Below are 16750 nucleotides of genomic sequence, written 5' to 3'. Positions count from 1 at the left end.
TTCGAGAGGAAACACACCATGTCCAGCCCCTACGACATCGCCATCATCGGCGGCGGCAACGCCGCCCTCTGCGCGGCCATGACGGCCGCAGAAAAAGGCGCGAAAGTCGTTATCCTTGAAACCGCCCCCAAGGCCTATCGTGGCGGCAATTCCCGCCACACCAGAAACTTCAGATGCATGCATTCCGCTCCGCTCGGCCCACTGGTCGATGACTACAGCGAGGAAGAGTATTTCGAAGATCTTTTGAAAGTCACAGCCGGCAAGACCGACGAGACACTCGCAAGACTGGCGATCCGCACATCCGAGGAATGCCTGCCCTGGATGGAAGACCACGGCGTCCGCTTCCAGCCGTCCCTGTCCGGCACGCTTTCGCTGGCCCGGACCAATGCATTCTTCATGGGCGGCGGCAAATCGCTGGTCAACGCCTACTACCGCACCGCCGAAAAACTCGGTGTCTCGGTTTTTTATGAAGCCAATGTCACGCATCTGGCGCTTGAAGGCGACAGGATCGTGCGGATCGACTACACGCATGAAGGCGAAGCAAAATATGTTGAGCCCAGCGCCGTGATTGTCGCCTCGGGCGGATTTCAGGCGGATACCGAATGGCTTACGCGCGCCTGGGGCCCTGCGGCGAAGAACTTCCTTATCCGGGGAACGCCGTACAACCGGGGTGTCGTTCTGGCGGATCTTCTCGATCAGGGCGTCCAGTCGGTCGGCGATCCGACCCAGTGCCATGCGGTCGCGATCGACGGCCGGGCGCCGAAATTCGACGGCGGCATCGTCACGCGGCTCGATTGCGTTCCCTTTTCCATCGTCGTCAACAAGGAGGCAGACCGCTTCTACGACGAGGGCGAAGATGTCTGGCCCAAGCGCTATGCCATCTGGGGACGGCTTGTCGCCAACCAGCCGGACCAGGTCGGCTACGTGATCATCGACTCCAAGTCGCTCGAACTGTTCATGCCCTCGGTCTTCCCGCCGATCAAGGCGGATACTCTGGAAGAGCTTGCCGGGAAGATGGGGTTGCCGCCGGAGAAGCTGCGCAACACGGTCACCACATTCAATGCGGCGTGCGGCGACACGTCGAACTTCCATCCGACCGAACTCGACGGCGTCAAGACAACCGGGATCAATATTCCCAAGACCAACTGGGCGCGTCCGATCGATGAACCGCCCTTTTACGGCTACAGCCTGAAGACCGGCGTCACCTTCACCTATCTGGGCCTCAAAGTTGACGAGAATGCCCGGTGCAGCACGGAAAGCGGCCCCATTGAGAACCTGTGGGCGGCCGGGGAAACCATGGCTGGTTCCATCCTGGGACAAGGCTATCTCGCCGGTTTCGGCATGACCATCGGAACCGTTTTCGGACGTATCGCAGGCCGGGAGGCCGCCAATCATGCAAACTGATCTGCTCCAGGAAGCCCGCCGCCAGGCGGAGATCTGCAATGCCTGCCGCTATTGCGAAGGCTACTGCTCGGTGTTCCCGGCCCTGCACCAGGAACGTTTCTTCTCCGATGCCAACCTGACCCAACTGGCCAATCTCTGCCACAACTGCCGCGGCTGTTACTACGCCTGTCAGTACACGGCTCCGCACGAGTTCGATCTCAACCTGCCAAAGGCGCTTGCGGAAGTGCGTCAGGATAGCTGGGAAAGCTTCGCATGGCCCGCTCCGCTCGCACGCCGGTTTCAGAAAAGCGGCGTGATGATCGCCCTTGCGACGATCCTCGGCTTTGCCCTGCTGTTTTTGGCATTCCGCGCGCTCGGATCTGCGGGTGGTGACGGGTTCTATGCGGTTCTGTCCCACTCGGCCATGGTCGCGATCTTCCTGCCCGCCTTCCTGTTTCCGCTTGCCAGCATCGCCGTCAGCCTCAGACGTTACTGGAAGGAGACCGGCGGCAGGACGATCTCGTTCACCCAGATCGCGGACGCCTTCGGGTCCGCTGCAAAGATGAAGAACCTTGCCGGCGGGCACGGCGACGGTTGCAATTTCGAGGACGAAGACCGGTTCAGTCAGGCGCGCCATCACGCGCACCAGGCGGTCATGTACGGCTTTCTGCTCTGCTTTGCCTCGACGTCGGCCGGAACCATGCTTCACTATGTCTTCGACATGCCCGCACCCTATCCGCTTTGGTCGCTGCCGAAACTCCTTGGAATTCCGGGCGGCATCCTGATGGTGATCGGCACGGTCATGCTGGCCTCGCTGAAACTGAAGGCCGATCGGTCCCTCGGTGCGCCGTCCGCCTGGGGCGGGGAGATGGGCTTCATCCTGCTCCTGTTCCTGGTCGCGCTGTCCGGCCTTGCGCTTTACGCGCTCGGCAGCACGGCGGCCATGCCTGCGCTTCTGGCCATCCACCTCGGTTCGGTGCTCAGCTTCTTCCTGCTGACGCCCTATACCAAGATGGCCCACGGTTTCTACCGTCTCGCGGCCCTGGTTCGGGACGAGCAGCGGAAATCGGCGGGGTAACTCCCGCCGATCCTTATCCGGTCCTGTCGGTTACCGTGAACTGTCCCATCATGCCCTGATCTTCATGCTCCAGAATGTGGCAGTGATACATGTAGGGATAGTCTTCGCTCGCAAGGTGATCGAACCGGACAATAAACTCGGACCAGTCGTCGTCATCCAGCACCACCGTGTCTTTCCAGCCCGCCTGATCCGGTGTCACGGCAGCTCCCTCCATTTGCTCGACCAGGAACGAACAGCCATGCACATGGAACGGGTGCGCGCCCTGATCGGAGCGAACGCGCCAGCGCTCCCAGACGCCGCGCTCGACGCGCTCGTTGATCACGGCCATGTCCATCACCGCACCGTTGATCGTCATGGTCATGGCCGCGTGACCCGCATGGGCCCCGTGACCGCCTGCGTGGCCGGCATGGGCGCCATCACCGTCGCCATGATCCATTTCCAGAACGAATTCACGCGTCTTTCCGATCTCTTCCGGATCCGGACGCTCGATCGTTGCCAACCGCTCCGGAACGGGCGCAGTATGCGCGACGAGTGTTCTGTCGACGTTCAGAAGCAACGAGGCGGGAGCGGATGCCTGACCAGGCCCGGTCAGCAAATTCACCAGGCCGGAAACGCTCCCCTCGCCTTCCTCATCGATATCGTCCTCGAAAAATGTCAGCAGTTCAGCTGAGGTGTCTTCTGTCATGTCCACGATGATTTCACATCGTTCGCCGGGCGACATTTCCATGGTCGTCATCGGCACGGGCGCTTCCAGAAGGCCGCCATCGGAGGCGATCTTGTGGAACGTCCGGTTGTCGGCAAACGCGAGAATGTAAAAACGCGCGTTCGCGCCGTTGAGTATCCGTAGGCGCACTTTGCCTGCAGGAACCTCCGCGATTGGTGACAGAGCGCCATTGATCACGGCCGTGTCGCCAAACCAGCCATCCTCGCCGGCGTCTTCAAGAGAGTAGATCAGTCGTCCCGCTTCATCGAAGCTTCTGTCCTGAATGATCACCGGCAGATCGTCGTGGCCGTAGCGGTTCGGGAGTTCCTTTGAGACATCGTCATCATCATCGATGATGATCATGCCGGCGAGGCCGCGATAGGTCTGGGTTCCGGTTTTTCCATGGGTATGGGAGTGGTACCAGCATGTCGCTGCCGGCTGCACGATCGAAAGGGTTGGCTGCCAGCGTTCGCCCGGAGGCATTTCCAGCTGCGGCCCGCCATCCACATCTCCCGGAACATGGAGGCCATGTCCGTGGACGGAGACACCTTCTGTCAAAGTGTTGTGGTAGTTGAGGGTGAGGTCCGTGTTCCGCCGCGTGCGAATGGTCGGGCCCAGATAGTCCTGGTTGACACCGATGGTCGGCGTCATGACGCCCGGCTTGAAAGACCACTGGCCGGTGCGAATGGTCAGATCCAGCGGCGCGCCGTCGGTGCCATCGGCAATCGGTGGAATCGGCAGCGGCGGCCGGACCGTGTTCGACCATGCCGGTCCAGCCAGGCATGTGCCCGTGAGTGCAAGGCTGCCTGCGAGGAACCGGCGCCGGGAAAACGTGAGCGACATCTCTGATCTCCAAATCAACAAAATCCGTAAGGGCGTGCATGCTGCGCACGACAGCGAAAGAGCGCACGGCGCCCCGATGTACTTGTGAATGGGAAACGCGTAGGTATCCGTCCATCGGACAAATGCCGGATCGACGGCCTCGGGCATGGGACATAGGGTCAATTCAGCTTGATCAACCAGGTGCCAGAGCGCCAAAGACAGACAGAACAGGGAACGACTTCATGCTGGATACGAGCGAACCATTGTGGAATTGGCGAACCTTTTTTGCCGCGTTCGTTCTGATTGTCTTTGCCACCAGTGTTGTTGAAGTTTTCAACGAATTCCGGGCCGGCGAGACTCTCGGTTCCATGGGCGATGATCTTGCAAGGCTTGTGATCAGCGCATTGGTCCTGGGCGCCTTTCTGTACGATCGCCATGTCCAGCAGAAAACGCTGAAGGAACTGAGCGGACAGCTTGAAAAAGCGCGCGGCCAACTGGCGCGGCTTGATTCCCGTTCGGTTGAACTTGCAGGACAGTACCGCGCGGTCATGCAAAAGCAGTTTGATGCCTGGAACCTGACCGCCAGTGAACAGGATGTCGTGATCGGGATGCTGAAGGGTCTTTCGTTCCGGGAAATCGCCGGGCTCAGGGAGACGCGCGAAAAAACGGTGCGGCAGCAGGCCTCCACCGTCTATCGGAAAGCCGGCGTCTCCAGCCGGAACGAGCTGACCGCCTGGTTCTTCGAAGACATGCTGGATCCCCTGCCGGCCCATGACGGGTGAACAAGAGACGCACTGCGACCTGAAAACGTCGCGTCCGCACCTTGTCGGGCGCTGATTGCGAGATATAACCCCCAGACGCTTGGACACGAAACGAAGGCGCACGCGCGCGAAATCGCAGTGGTGCCGCCCCCTGATCGTGCAGAAAACAAACAGATATCCGGGTGCAGTGGTGGAAACGCAAAAGATAACAATTCTCGACGGCGGCATGGGCCAGGAGCTTGTCCGCCTGAGCGGGCTGGAACCCACCGGGCTCTGGTCGACGCGGATCATGATGGAACGGCCGGACCTCGTCGGCGCGATCCACGATTCCTACTTCGCCGCCGGCGCGCATGTGGCAACGGCCAACACCTACGCGATCCATCGCGACCGTCTGCGACCGAACGGCATCGAAGACCGTTTCGAAGAGTTGCAGCAGCAGGCCTGTGAAATCGCGTGCCGGTCCCGCGACGCACACGGCTCCGGATCCGTTGTCGGTTCCGTCGGCCCGCTCGGCTGGTCCTACAGCCACGACGGCGCCCCACCCGAAGATGAATCGGTTGAACTCTACGCGGAGATCTGCCGCATCCAGGCGGATTTCGTCGATTCCTACCTGATCGAGACGATTGCTTCGATCGAACAGGCAAGAGCGGCCGTCACGGGCGCGCTCGGCCACGGCAAACCGGTCTGGATCGGGCTCACGGTCGACGACGCCGACGGCACCAGACTGCGCTCGGGAGAAAGCCTCGCGGAAGCTGTCCGCGAGATTGCGGCGCTGTCCCCGCAGGCCATTCTTTTGAACTGCTCCATACCGGAAGCGGTCGCCGCCGGATTGAACAAACTGCCAGAGACAGACCTGCCGACCGGCGGCTATGCCAACGGGTTCACCGGCATCAGCAAGGCATTCATGAGCGCGGGCAGCGCCGTGACCAAACTCACCTCCCGTGTCGATCTCACCCCGGATGCCTATGCTGATCATGTCAACGGGTGGGTTGCTTCTGGTGCGACCATCGTTGGCGGCTGCTGCGAAGTCGGGCCAGCGCATATCCAGGAACTCGCGCGGCGGTTCGGCTGAGCACGCAACAAGGCTTTTGCGCACACCGCCCGGATGTGAGCGCGGTTTTATGCCGCTGGAGTGTCCTGCCGCGTGTCGCGGCGCATCGCAGCGGCAAAGAATTCAAGCAACGCTTCGATGTCCCGCTGCTGCCGGAAATCCTTGTGCGTTGCCACCCAAAGGCCCGTAAAGGGCAGCCCGGCAACGCTGCCTAGCGGTTCAAGCTGACCTGACTTTTCCCCGACAAAGGCGGGCAACATGGCAAGGCCGAGCCCCCTCTCGGCCAGGGCTGCCAGCATGAGGAAACTGTCCGCGGAAAACTCGAGCCGGTTTTCAACATTGGAAAGCTGCCATTCACCGACAGTGGATCCGGCAAAGCCGGGAGCGGTGCCGAGCCATTTGTGCGCGCTGACAGGCAGGTCCCTGATACGGGCAAGATATTCCGGGGAGCCGAAGACGCCGAAATCGACTGTACCCACCTTGTGCCCGCTGAGTTCCGGAGGCAGATCCGGACCGGGTCTCACGAGGATTTCAGCTCCCGACAGCGACAGGTCGATCGGATCGTTCGAAACGGCAACCTCGATCTTGACGTTCGGGTGCACCTTCCTGAAGTTTTCAAGATGATCCGGCAGAAGCAGGCAGGCAATCGTATCCGTCGTGGCGAGACGAAAGGTGCCTTCGATACCTTTCGCGGTCGAATCCAGACTTCTCCTGATCCGCGCCGAGGCGTGGTCCATGAGCTTGAGCGAAGCCAGGAGCGCCCGGCCTTCCGGTCTTAGCCGATACCCGTCCTTCTGCCTGTCGAACAGCTTGACCTCGCAGGACGCTTCCAGGAGCGCGATCCGTCTCAGGACGGTCGCGTGGTTTACACCGAGCGTGCGCGAGGCCGCCGACAGCGATCCCTGTTCGGCAACCGCGTGGACATATTGAAGATCGTTCCATCTGAGTTTGTGCATTTGTGCACAGCCCTTTGTCGCAATTTAGAGAATTTATAAGCGCATTAGATCATGAGATTTATCGGATGTTCAATTCTGCACATGAGAGGAGAGACTCATGAAACACGGACTGAAGGTTTTCTGCTCACTCGTTTTCATCTTCGTTGCGGGCATGGGCACATCCGTCGCCGACGGGCATTTCGAAAACGCAATCAAGGCACGCAAGGCGGTCATGGCGCTTTATGCGTGGAACCTCGGCCAGCTGGGCGCCATGGCAAAAGGGGACGTCGAATACAACGCGGAAGCAGCCAAGATCGCTGCGGAGAACATCGAGATCCTGGCAACAATGAACAACGGTTCCGCCTGGCCTCAGGGATCCGACAGCGCGGCCCTGCCCGGAAAGACCCGTGCAAAGGTCGAGGCCTGGACGACCTATCCGGAAAGCGCCGAAATCAACAAGAAGCTTGCAGCGGCCGCAGTCGCCATGAGCGCCGTCGCGGGTGACGGCGTCGATGCGGTGCGCGCGAATATCGGCGCCATCGGAGGTGCCTGCAAGGATTGCCACACCAAGTTCCGGGAAGCGGAATAGACCTAGCGGAGCCGCGCACATATGAAGACCTGGCATATGCCGCGACGCTTTGCGGTCGCGATCCTCATGATTGTCGGGCTGGCCCTTTTGCCGGCCCGGGCCGGGGATGACCGGCTCCCGATGCGGGACGGAGAAACCCCTGCAACCACCAATCGCGTCCCGCATATCCAGATCGGCGCAGTGCCCGTTCCGCGGCTGTCGGAGCGCCTGCTGCAGCGCGTGGCGACCTTGCCGGGTGTCAAGCTCCGCAACACGGTCATTTCGCTGCCCGGCGCCAAAGGGTTCTGGTTGAACGAGAACCTTGATCTGGCAAGGCCTCAGGCAATTGTCGGCGGACGGGAATTCGCACACTTGCATCCTGACGGAAGCCTGCACGCCTCCCTGCCACCTGCACGGGCGCGCGAAGCGGTGAAGGCGGGGTGGGCGGCCATGCATCCCTGGGCGAACAGCCGCCCGGGCTGGGAAGGCTTTGTTTTGCTCTATACGCCGCGCACCCAGGAGGAGACCGATATGGTTTTCCAGCTGCTCGTGGACGGCTACAACTACGTGACCGGCCGCAGTCACACAGCAGCAGACCTTTGAAGCCTGTCCCGGTGTCCGTGCCCCCTACCGCGCAACGGTGAAGCGTGCCTCTAGACCGGGTTCGCTGCCGCGGAGTTTCAGACCGCCTCCATGTCGTTCGGCGACACGTTCCACGATCGGCAACCCGAGACCGCTGCCGTCGCTCCGTTCCGAAACCTGTCCGAACCGCTGAAGCGCGGTCTGGATCTGCGCCTCGGTCAACCCCTTGCCGTCATCCCTGACGACAATCGTTGCGGCTTCCGGGGCGGTTTCCAGCGCAACGACGATTTCGGACAGGCCTGCACCGCCATGTTTCATGGCATTGTCGACAAGATTGGACACTGCTTCGCGGATCATCGTCCGGTCTCCGGTGACAGAGACATCACCGTCCGGCATCAGCGCGGTAATCGCCAGCTCGCCATTGTCTCTGCCCTGAAAATCCTTCGTCACGCCACCAATCAGCTCGTTGACCGAAAACGTTTCCTGTGCCGAAGCCGGGCTGATCGACTTGGTCCGCTCATAGGTCAGAAGCTTCTGTGCCAGAAGGCTTGTTTCCTTGGCGGCATCGACGAGATCGCCGGCGCGCTCGCGCATGGCCGCCTCGTTCGGGGCCGAACGCACCGATTCCGCCAATGCGAGAACACCGGCAACCGGGTTGCGCAACTGATGCGCCGCATTTGAGATGAATTCGCTCTGCGTCGCCATGGCCTCGGACACCTGTCCAAGCAGCCGGTTGAGCGTGCGCACAATGCCCTCTACTTCCACCGGAACCGGTCTTTGAATGGGCTTCAGAACCTCACCGGAGCGCAGGTCGATCGCCTGCTGAAGGTCGTTCAACGGATGCAAACCGATCCGGATACCGAACCAGACGATCAGCGAAAGGGACGTAATGATGGACGAGATCGTCACCAGCGAGCGCAACATCAGGTCCTGGACGAAGGTGGCGCGAATGGCAACGTCCTGCCAGACGGTCGTCGTGAACACACCGCTGAAGTCGTCGACCTGCATGCGGGTGCGCATGCGGAAACCGCGCACATCCCTGCCAAGATATTCCGCATTGAAATAGACCGGGGTGAGTTCTCCGTCACCGACACCGGCGAGCGGGATGCCCACCGGCGGTGTTGCATAGCCGGTGACGATGACGCCGTCGGGTGCATAGACATGGTAGAACACCGGTCCGCCAGAAGTGTCGGAGAGGATCTTGCGGGTGCTCGGCGCCAGCGCGTCGCCGCCGGACAGCGCAACATCGTTGGCGACGGCGAGCGCAGCAGACTGCAAGCTCCTGTCAAAGACTTCAGCGGCCGTGACCCGTGCGTTGTTGAGCTGCCAGAGACCCGTGGCACCGGCCACGAACAGCAGGGGAACCAGGATGATTAGGGTCAGGCGGAGGCGTAGAGAATAGGTTCTCTTCATGCGGACGCCTTGCCGAGGGAATAGCCGATGCCGCGATGGACCTGGATGTTGACGCCATAGGGCGCGAGGCGCTTGCGCAGCCTGGAGGCGTATACCTCGATGACTTTCTCATCGGTTTCGCTGCCCGCGCCATAAAGCTGATCGAGCAGGCTTGCCTTGGAAACCGTTCGACCGTTCGCCTGCGCCAGCGCGGCAAGCAGAGCGAGTTCACGGCGCGGGACTTCCAATGCCTGAGCGCCGTCAAGCAACTGCAGCGCGCCGGCGTCCAGTTTCAGAGGACCGATGTCGATGAGTTGCCGTGGCGCGACGCCCTTGCGTCGGCCAAGCGCGCGAATCCGTGCTCCCAGCTCTTCCATTTCAAATGGCTTGACCAGGTAGTCATCCGCACCTGCGTCAAGGCCCATCACAAGGTCTTCAGTCTCAGAACGCGCAGTCAGAAGAATGACCGGCCTCGGATCATCGCGGTCCCTGAGATCCGTCAGAAGATCCAGCCCGCTCCTGCCGGGCAGGTTGATATCCAGAATGACGAGATCGCCGCCTTCCTGTTTCAGGAACACATCTGCCTCATCGCCGTCATGGAGAATATCCACCGAATGGCCGGCATCGCGCAGCTGATAGGCGATCCCCTTTGCCAGACTGACATTGTCTTCTACGAGTGCGATCCGCATTTTTATTCTTTTTCGATGAAAGCTTGCTGCAAGCTTCGCAGGGAACACTGTCAGCATCAAGTCGCTTTTGCGAGCGCTGAGAGTGAGGCTGCGGAAACACACAGCCCACGCCATTGGGAGGAAAACATGGTTTTGAAAAAGCTTGCGCGCCAGCTGGCGCTGAGTGTGACTCTTGCTGCCGGTGCCTTCGTACCGGCCCAGGCCCTTGCGGCCGATCTCGATCTGTCCGGCAAAACTGTCGAATGGGTCATTCCCTTCTCCGAAACCGGCGGGTCCGCCAAGTGGGCGAACTTCTATGCGCCGCTCCTGAGCGAAGCGCTTCCGGGTCAGCCGACCGTCGTCGTGAAGTTCATGCCGGGTGCCGGTTCCACAAAGGGCGCCAACTGGTTCCAGAACCAGAAATTCGCCGACAGCGAAGGTACGGTAATCTTCGGATCTTCCGGTTCCACGCAGTTCCCGTATCTGCTGGGCGATCCGCGTGTCCGGTATGACTACAAGGACTGGAACGTGGTTCTGGCCTCCGGCACGGGCGGTGTTGCCTACCTGCCGCCGGACCTGGCCTCCAAGATGAACGGCAACGATGCCAGCGCGCTGAAAGAGACCGATTTCATCTACGGCTCCCAGGGTGCGACCCGGCTTGATCTCGTTCCGCTTCTGGCCTGGGAAATGCTCGGTCTGAATGTCGAGCCCGTCTTCGGCATCAAGGGCCGTGGCGACGGCCGCCTGATGTTCGAGCGCGGTGAAGCCAACATCGACTACCAGACCTCTTCGTCCTACCTGAAGGGCGTAACGCCGCTTGTTGAAGCCGGAACAGCCGTGCCGATGATGAGCTGGGGTGCCCTGGATGCCGACGGCAACATCGTCCGCGACCCGACTTTCCCCGATATGCCGACCTTCAAGGAAGTCTGCGAGGCGACCGAGGGCTGCGAGACATCCGGCGAGAAATGGGATGCCTGGAAAGCCTTCTTCATCGCCGGGTTCCCGGCCCAGAAGATGGTGTTCCTGCCGAACGGCGCATCCCAGGATGCGATCGACACCTATTCCAAGGCGTTTGACGCGGTCAAGGCACGCGGCGACTTCGCGGAGATTTCCGCGGGCCGGCTCGGCAAGTACCCGCAGATGACAGGTGCCGAGGCTGACAGCGCCCTCAAGAGCGCGACCGAAGTACCCGACAGCGCGAAGGAATTCGTGGTCGGCTGGCTGCAGGAACGTTACGGCGTTTCTCTGAAGTAACAGCACTTCCGCCCGTCCGGTCTGACCGGACGGGCTCTCTTACCTCAAAATCAAAATCCGGGGCGATCCAGTGGACATTCTTGGCACCGCTTTACCTGCGCTCGCCGATGCGTCGGCGATGATCTTTCAGCCCGCCGTGCTTGGCTACCTGATTCTCGGTGTGGTGATGGGCCTTTGTATCGGGGTCTTCCCGGGGCTTGGCGGCATCGCCGGCCTGTCATTGCTGCTGCCCTTCATGTTCGGCATGGATCCCGTGCTCGGCCTCGCGCTGATGATCGGCATGGTCGCGGTGGTTCCAACGTCCGACACGTTCGCCTCCGTCCTGATGGGCATCCCCGGTTCCTCCGCCTCGCAGGCAACCGTTCTCGACGGCTTCCCGCTGGCCAAGAAGGGCGAGGCTGCGCGGGCGCTCTCCGCTGCCTTTGCCTCGTCGCTTTTCGGCGGACTGGTCGGGGCGGCTTTCCTGACCGTTTTCATCCTGGTTGCGCGTCCGATCGTTCTGGAGTTCCGCACGCCGGAACTTCTCATGATCACGCTGTTCGGCCTGTCGATGGTCGGCATTCTTGCCGGGCAGGTCGCCATCAAGGGCATCGTCGCCGCCGGTCTCGGCCTGATGGTCGGAACCATCGGAGAAGGCGACAGCGCCGGCGCGTTGCGCATGGCGACCTATGACATGCCTTACCTCACCGACGGTCTGAAACTGGTCATCGTCGGCCTCGGCATTTTCGCCATCCCGGAGATCGTGGCCCTCCTGCGCCAGGATCGCGCGATTTCGGAGCGCTCCATGCTCGGGGGCGGCTGGCTTCACGGGGTGCGCGACTGGTTCGCCAACATCTGGCTCAGCATCCGCTGTTCGCTGATCGGCGTTACCGTGGGGGTCATCCCCGGTCTCGGCGGCTCCGTCGTCGACTGGATCGCCTATGGCCACACCGTTCAGACCTCGAAGGACAAGTCCAAGTTCGGCAGCGGCGACGTCCGCGGCGTCATCGGACCGGAAAGTTCCAACAACGCCAAGGAAGGCGGCGGCCTGGTACCGACGCTTCTGTTCGGCATTCCGGGCTCCGGCTCCATGGCCGTCTTCATCGGTGCCGTCGCCCTGCTCGGATCCGGCCAGATCGAGGTCGGGCCGTCGATGCTGAAAAACAATCTCGACGTCACCTATGCCATCGTCTGGCTGCTGGCGCTTGCCAATGTGGTCGGCACGATCATCTGCATTCTCGGCTCCGGCGGGATCGCGCGTCTGACCACGATTCCGTTCGCGCTGCTGGCACCGTTCCTGTTCATGATCATTTCGTTTGCCGCGTTCCAGTCGGGCCAGAACCTGATGGATCTGGTGGCACTGTTCGCCATCGGCCTGCTCGGCATTCTGATGCGGCGCTTCGACTGGTCGCGTCCAGCCTTCCTGATCGGTTTCGTGCTGTCCAATCCGGCGGAAACCTATACCAACCAGGCCGTCCAGATCGCCGCGTCGCGCTTCCGCAAGGGCTTTGCGGAGGGCATGGAGTACATCTTTTCGCCGATCGTGATCGTTCTCATCATCATCACGATCGTCTCCGTGGTCATCGGCCTGCGCCAGTCCAAGAACATCCGCGCCGAGGGCGACGTTCCGACCGGCAGCAAGCGCGCACCGCTGATCTTCCTGCTGGCGATCTTTGCTTACCTTGCCTTTGCCTTCACAAACGCTTCGCTGATCCCCGACTATGCCTCCGCGGACCGGGTCTTCCCGCAGTTCGTCGGCCTGGTATCGATCATCGGCTGCCTGATCCTGCTGTTCCGGATGCGCACCAGCTCCGAAACCAGCCCGCTCTTCAGCGACAGCGAGGCAGGAAACTCCGAAGGCAACCAGCATGGCCTGTGGCCGACGCTGGCCTGGTTTGCCGGGCTCCTGATCCTGACGTCGCTGATCGGGTTCATTCTCGCGCTCGCCGGCTTCCTGGTGGCGTTCATCCACTACCGCGCAAAACGCAGCCTGCCCTACGCGCTTGGCTACGGCGCCTGCGGTATCGCCTTCATGTGCGGCATGGCCTGGCTGCTCAACCGTGACTTCCCGCCGGGACTGCTGCAGTCCTACGTCACCCTGCCGTGGCCGCTGACCTGAGGCAACGGCATGACGCTCTCGCTGCTCTGTCTTGCCGGCGACGGCATCGGCCCGGAGATCATGGCTGCCACGAAAACCGTCGTGGCGGCAGCCTGCGCCAAGTCGGGTGTAGCGGTGACGCTGACGGATCGAACCATCGGATTTGCTTCGCTGGAGAGCGGGAACAGCACACTCGAGGAGGCTGTCATCGCGGCGGCGCTTTCGGCCGACGGCATCATTCTCGGGCCGGTTTCGCACAATGACTACCCGCCGAGGGAGGAAGGCGGCCTGAACCCGTCAGGCGTCCTGCGCAAGGAACTCGACCTTTACGCAAACATCCGGCCGGCGCAGAGCTTCACCGGACTGCCGACACCGACCGGGCGGGACGTGAATCTCGTGATCTTCCGCGAGAACCTGGAAGGCTTCTACGCCGACCGGAATCTCTTTGCCGGGAGCGGCGAGTTCATGCCGGTGCCGGGCGTTGCCATGGCGATGCGGCTGATCACGGAGCGGGGAAGCGAACGCATCGGCCGTGCGGCGTTCGATTTTGCGGCCCGGAATGGGCGCCGCAAGGTCACCGCAGTTCACAAGGCCAATGTCATGCGAACCAGCGACGGCCTGTTTCTGGACGTGATCCGGCGGATCGCGGCAGACCATCCGGCGATCGGGTACGAGGAAATTCTGGTCGATGCAGCCGCCGCCCTGCTCGTGCGTGATCCGGGCCGTTTCGATGTCATCGTGACGACCAACATGTTCGGCGACATCCTGTCGGATCTTGCCACCGAACTCGCGGGCGGGCTCGGGCTTGCTGCGTCCCTGAACCTCGGGGCGCACAACGCCGCCGCCCAGGCCCAACATGGGTCTGCACCGGACATTGCCGGGCAGGACCGGGCAAATCCAACATCCCTGATCGGTTCGGCCGCGATGCTGCTGCGCCACCTTGGAGCCGCCAAAGCCGCTTCGGCAATCGAAAGCGCGCTCAAAACAGCACTGGCCCACCCGGAAACCCGGACGGCGGATCTCGGCGGCCCGCTCGGCACGCGCGCCTTTGCATCCGTTCTGGTCAAGCTCATAGAGGAAAGCTACGCATGACGCAGACAGCCATCCCCTTTCTCTTCATGCGCGGGGGATCCTCGCGCGGGCCCTATATGAAACGCAGTGATCTGCCGGAAAATCTCGACCAGCTGTCGGAGGTTCTGATTTCGCTCGTCGGCGCAGGTCATCCATTCAACATCGACGGCATCGGTGGCGGAACGGCGGTCACGACCAAGGTCGCCATGCTGTCGGCATCCGAAGACGACTGGGCGGATGTGGATTATTTCTTCGCGCAGGTCAGCGTCGAGGAAAAGCTTGTCGACTACAAGCCGTCTTGCGGCAACATCCTTGTCGGCGTCGGGCCGGCGGCCATCGAGATGGGGCTTGTCGAGCCTGTCGGCGATGTCACGGAAGTCAGGATCAGGGCCGTCAACACGGGAACGCGTGTTGCCGCGCTGGTCCAGACACCGGGAAAACAGGTTCGCTACGACGGCAAGGCGTCGATCGATGGTGTCCCCGGCTCGGCTGCGCCCATCCAGTTGCAGTTCATGGATGTTGAGGGCAGCGCAACGAGCGGCCTGTTTCCAACCGGAAAGACAAAGGAAGAAATCAACGGCGTGGAGGTTTCCTGCATGGATGTCGCCATGGCCATGGTCATCGGACGCGCGGAAGACTTCGGAATAACCGGTTATGAAAGCGCGGCCGAACTGGATGCGAACAAGGCGCTGTTCGAAAAAATGGAGGCGGTGCGCCTGACTGCAGGCGAACGTATGGGATTGGGAGATGTCACCAAGTCGGTCATTCCGAAGTTCGGATTGCTTGCGCCATCACGCGAGGGAGGCACCGCCACCGTCCGGTATTTCATGCCCTGGAACTGCCATCCAACCCTTGCGGTCACAGGATCTCAGTGCCTGGCATCCTGCATTCTGGCCCCCGGTACGGTTGCCGAAGGTCTCGTGCCAGCACCGCCGTCGTCTCCCGTCAGAATAGAACTGGAGCATCCGATGGGGAAAATGGAAGTCGTGATAGACTACGGCGAGCAGGACGGGCAGTACCACGTCATATCCGCCGGGTTGATGCGCACCGCCCGCAAGCTGGCGGCGGGCGATGTCTTCGTTCCGGGAGATGTCTGGTCCGGATCCTGAATGGTCGTAACGGGCGCATGGCTGGAGGACAGGATGTATTTTGAAGACAGTCTCGATGCGGCACGCGCCGCGCTTGAAAACGCGCGGCAGTCAATCGCGGACGAAATCAGGGACTACCCGACACCTGTTTCGGGCTGCGATGCGCAATACAACCATCTTCTGTCGAAACGTGCACAGATCACCAAGGCGCTGAATGCCTTGCAGACAGACGTGTTCGTGCCGACCCCCCGGACACTGGTTGAAGGCAGTGGTGTGGAGAGCCGATGAAAGTACATATTCTGGATGACTGGTTCGACACGCTGCGCACGCTGCCGTGTTACACCAAACTTGAAAGTCACGACGTCACGGTCTGGACGGACCATGTCGAGGACCCGGCCGTTCTGGCCGCGCGCCTCGAAGCGGCAGAGGCGGTGGTTCTTTTCCGGGAGCGCACCAAAATCACGGCTGATCTCCTTGACCGGCTCGCGGGCCTGAAACTGATCTCCCAGCGCAGTGTCTATCCGCATATCGATGTCGATGCCTGTACCAGGAACGGTGTGCTGTTGTGTTCCAACATGCACGCCGGCACACCCAGCTACGCGGCCGCCGAACTCACCCTGACACTGATCCTGGCGAGCTTCCGGCAGATCCCCGAACAGGTTGCCTCGATCCGCAAGGGCGATTGGCAAATGGGGGTCGGGAGGAGCCTGCGCGGCAGAACGCTCGGCCTTTACGGCTATGGCCGCATTGCCAAGGCTGTCGCCGGCTACGCGGATGCAATCGGCATGAATGTGCAATGGTGGTCATCGGAGGCCGGACGCGCACGGGCTGAAGCCGATGGCGTCCGGGTCGCCGAAAGCCGCGAAGCCTTCTTCGCAAGCTCGGATATCGTGAGCCTGCACGTGCGGCTGAAACCGGACACTAGGGGCATCATCACCGCGGAGGACCTTGCCGCGATGCGTCCGAGATCCCTGCTGGTCAATACGTCCCGCTCGGGCCTGATCGTGCCCGGTGCGCTTGAAGCAGAGATTGCGAGAAACAGGATCTTTGCTGCAGTAGATGTCTTCGACACGGAACCGCTGACCGACACCGGCAACCCGCTTCTCACACATCCGAATGTCTTGCCGACGCCGCATATCGGTTACGTGACCGAAGACGAGTTCGACCTGCAGTTTTCCGACATCTTCGACCAGGTGAATGCCTATTCCGCCGGCGCGCCGATCAACATGATCAACCCGGAGGTCTGGACCGGCAGCAAAGGCTGACGCGCAGGTTCCGCATTTCCCGGATATCCGGCAACGGTCCAGGTCCGAGCTG

Annotated in this window: 16 protein-coding genes; 12 read left to right on the top strand and 4 right to left on the bottom strand. The window is 61.5% G+C overall.

The features are described from left to right. The first annotated feature begins 18 nt into the window (after positions 1-18). Together tcuA and tcuB are read left to right on the top strand one after the other, a co-directional pair. A complete protein-coding gene (gene tcuA, locus RDA78_RS10095) occupies positions 19-1404 on the top strand; it encodes an FAD-dependent tricarballylate dehydrogenase TcuA (protein WP_434055183.1) in 1386 nt (461 codons plus the stop codon). Next, a complete protein-coding gene (tcuB, locus tag RDA78_RS10090; RefSeq protein ID WP_434055182.1) occupies positions 1394-2461 on the top strand; it encodes a tricarballylate utilization 4Fe-4S protein TcuB in 1068 nt (355 codons plus the stop codon). The genes tcuA and tcuB overlap by 11 nt, the downstream gene beginning before the upstream one ends. 13 nt (positions 2462-2474) lie before the next feature. Here the strand turns inward: tcuB and RDA78_RS10085 are convergent, their stop codons facing one another. Further along, on the bottom strand, positions 2475-4007 hold the full coding sequence (locus tag RDA78_RS10085) for a multicopper oxidase family protein (RefSeq protein ID WP_434055181.1): 1533 nt from the start codon (positions 4005-4007) through the stop codon (positions 2475-2477). A gap of 221 nt (positions 4008-4228) precedes the next feature. On the opposite strand from RDA78_RS10085, the gene RDA78_RS10080 reads away from it, so the two are divergent. Then, the gene (locus RDA78_RS10080) at positions 4229-4768 is read left to right on the top strand and encodes a helix-turn-helix transcriptional regulator (protein WP_434055180.1); all 540 of its coding nucleotides are present in this window, start codon (positions 4229-4231) and stop codon (positions 4766-4768) included. A 169-nt stretch (positions 4769-4937) separates the two neighbouring features. Beyond that, complete coding sequence (locus tag RDA78_RS10075) at positions 4938-5819, top strand: homocysteine S-methyltransferase family protein (RefSeq protein ID WP_434055179.1); 882 nt, start codon at positions 4938-4940, stop codon at positions 5817-5819. 47 nt (positions 5820-5866) lie between these two features. Here RDA78_RS10075 and RDA78_RS10070 read toward each other — a convergent pair whose 3' ends face one another. Further along, positions 5867-6754 (bottom strand): LysR family transcriptional regulator, encoded by an 888-nt coding sequence (locus RDA78_RS10070; protein WP_434055178.1) that lies wholly within the window; start codon positions 6752-6754, stop codon positions 5867-5869. A 97-nt stretch (positions 6755-6851) separates the two neighbouring features. On the opposite strand from RDA78_RS10070, the gene RDA78_RS10065 reads away from it, so the two are divergent. Together RDA78_RS10065 and RDA78_RS10060 are read left to right on the top strand one after the other, a co-directional pair. Further along, complete coding sequence (locus tag RDA78_RS10065) at positions 6852-7322, top strand: c-type cytochrome (RefSeq protein WP_434055177.1); 471 nt, start codon at positions 6852-6854, stop codon at positions 7320-7322. Between the two features lie 21 nt (positions 7323-7343). Beyond that, positions 7344-7904, top strand: coding sequence for a luciferase family protein (locus tag RDA78_RS10060; RefSeq protein ID WP_434055176.1), 561 nt, complete (start codon positions 7344-7346; stop codon positions 7902-7904). Positions 7905-7928: 24 nt separating this feature from the next. Here RDA78_RS10060 and RDA78_RS10055 read toward each other — a convergent pair whose 3' ends face one another. Beyond that, positions 7929-9296 (bottom strand): sensor histidine kinase, encoded by a 1368-nt coding sequence (locus tag RDA78_RS10055; protein WP_434055175.1) that lies wholly within the window; start codon positions 9294-9296, stop codon positions 7929-7931. After that, positions 9293-9964, bottom strand: coding sequence for a response regulator transcription factor (locus RDA78_RS10050; RefSeq protein WP_434055174.1), 672 nt, complete (start codon positions 9962-9964; stop codon positions 9293-9295). The genes RDA78_RS10055 and RDA78_RS10050 overlap by 4 nt, the downstream gene beginning before the upstream one ends. Positions 9965-10090: 126 nt before the next feature. On the opposite strand from RDA78_RS10050, the gene RDA78_RS10045 reads away from it, so the two are divergent. The 6 genes from RDA78_RS10045 to RDA78_RS10020 all read left to right on the top strand — a co-directional run bounded on the left by RDA78_RS10045 (position 10091) and on the right by RDA78_RS10020 (position 16698). Beyond that, entirely contained in the window at positions 10091-11197 is a 1107-nt protein-coding gene (locus tag RDA78_RS10045) for a tricarboxylate transporter (RefSeq protein ID WP_434055173.1), read from the top strand. Positions 11198-11267: 70 nt separating this feature from the next. Further along, complete coding sequence (locus RDA78_RS10040; RefSeq protein ID WP_434055172.1) at positions 11268-13295, top strand: tripartite tricarboxylate transporter permease; 2028 nt, start codon at positions 11268-11270, stop codon at positions 13293-13295. Between the two features lie 9 nt (positions 13296-13304). Next, entirely contained in the window at positions 13305-14366 is a 1062-nt protein-coding gene (locus tag RDA78_RS10035) for an isocitrate/isopropylmalate dehydrogenase family protein (RefSeq protein ID WP_434055171.1), read from the top strand. Beyond that, positions 14363-15454 carry a 4-oxalomesaconate tautomerase gene (locus RDA78_RS10030; protein ID WP_434055170.1) on the top strand — a complete coding sequence of 364 codons (1092 nt, stop codon included), beginning with the start codon at positions 14363-14365 and terminating at the stop codon, positions 15452-15454. The genes RDA78_RS10035 and RDA78_RS10030 overlap by 4 nt, the downstream gene beginning before the upstream one ends. After that, a complete protein-coding gene (locus RDA78_RS10025) occupies positions 15455-15721 on the top strand; it encodes a hypothetical protein (RefSeq protein WP_434055169.1) in 267 nt (88 codons plus the stop codon). Further along, positions 15718-16698 (top strand): D-2-hydroxyacid dehydrogenase family protein, encoded by a 981-nt coding sequence (locus RDA78_RS10020; protein ID WP_434055168.1) that lies wholly within the window; start codon positions 15718-15720, stop codon positions 16696-16698. The genes RDA78_RS10025 and RDA78_RS10020 overlap by 4 nt, the downstream gene beginning before the upstream one ends. The last annotated feature ends 52 nt before the right edge of the window (positions 16699-16750 follow it).

Origin of the sequence: Roseibium sp., from assembly GCF_051016195.1 — a bacterium.
Classification (GTDB): domain Bacteria; phylum Pseudomonadota; class Alphaproteobacteria; order Rhizobiales; family Stappiaceae; genus Roseibium.
The sequence above is the reverse complement of the archived record's forward strand: the minus strand, read 5'-3'. Positions and strand labels throughout refer to the sequence as shown.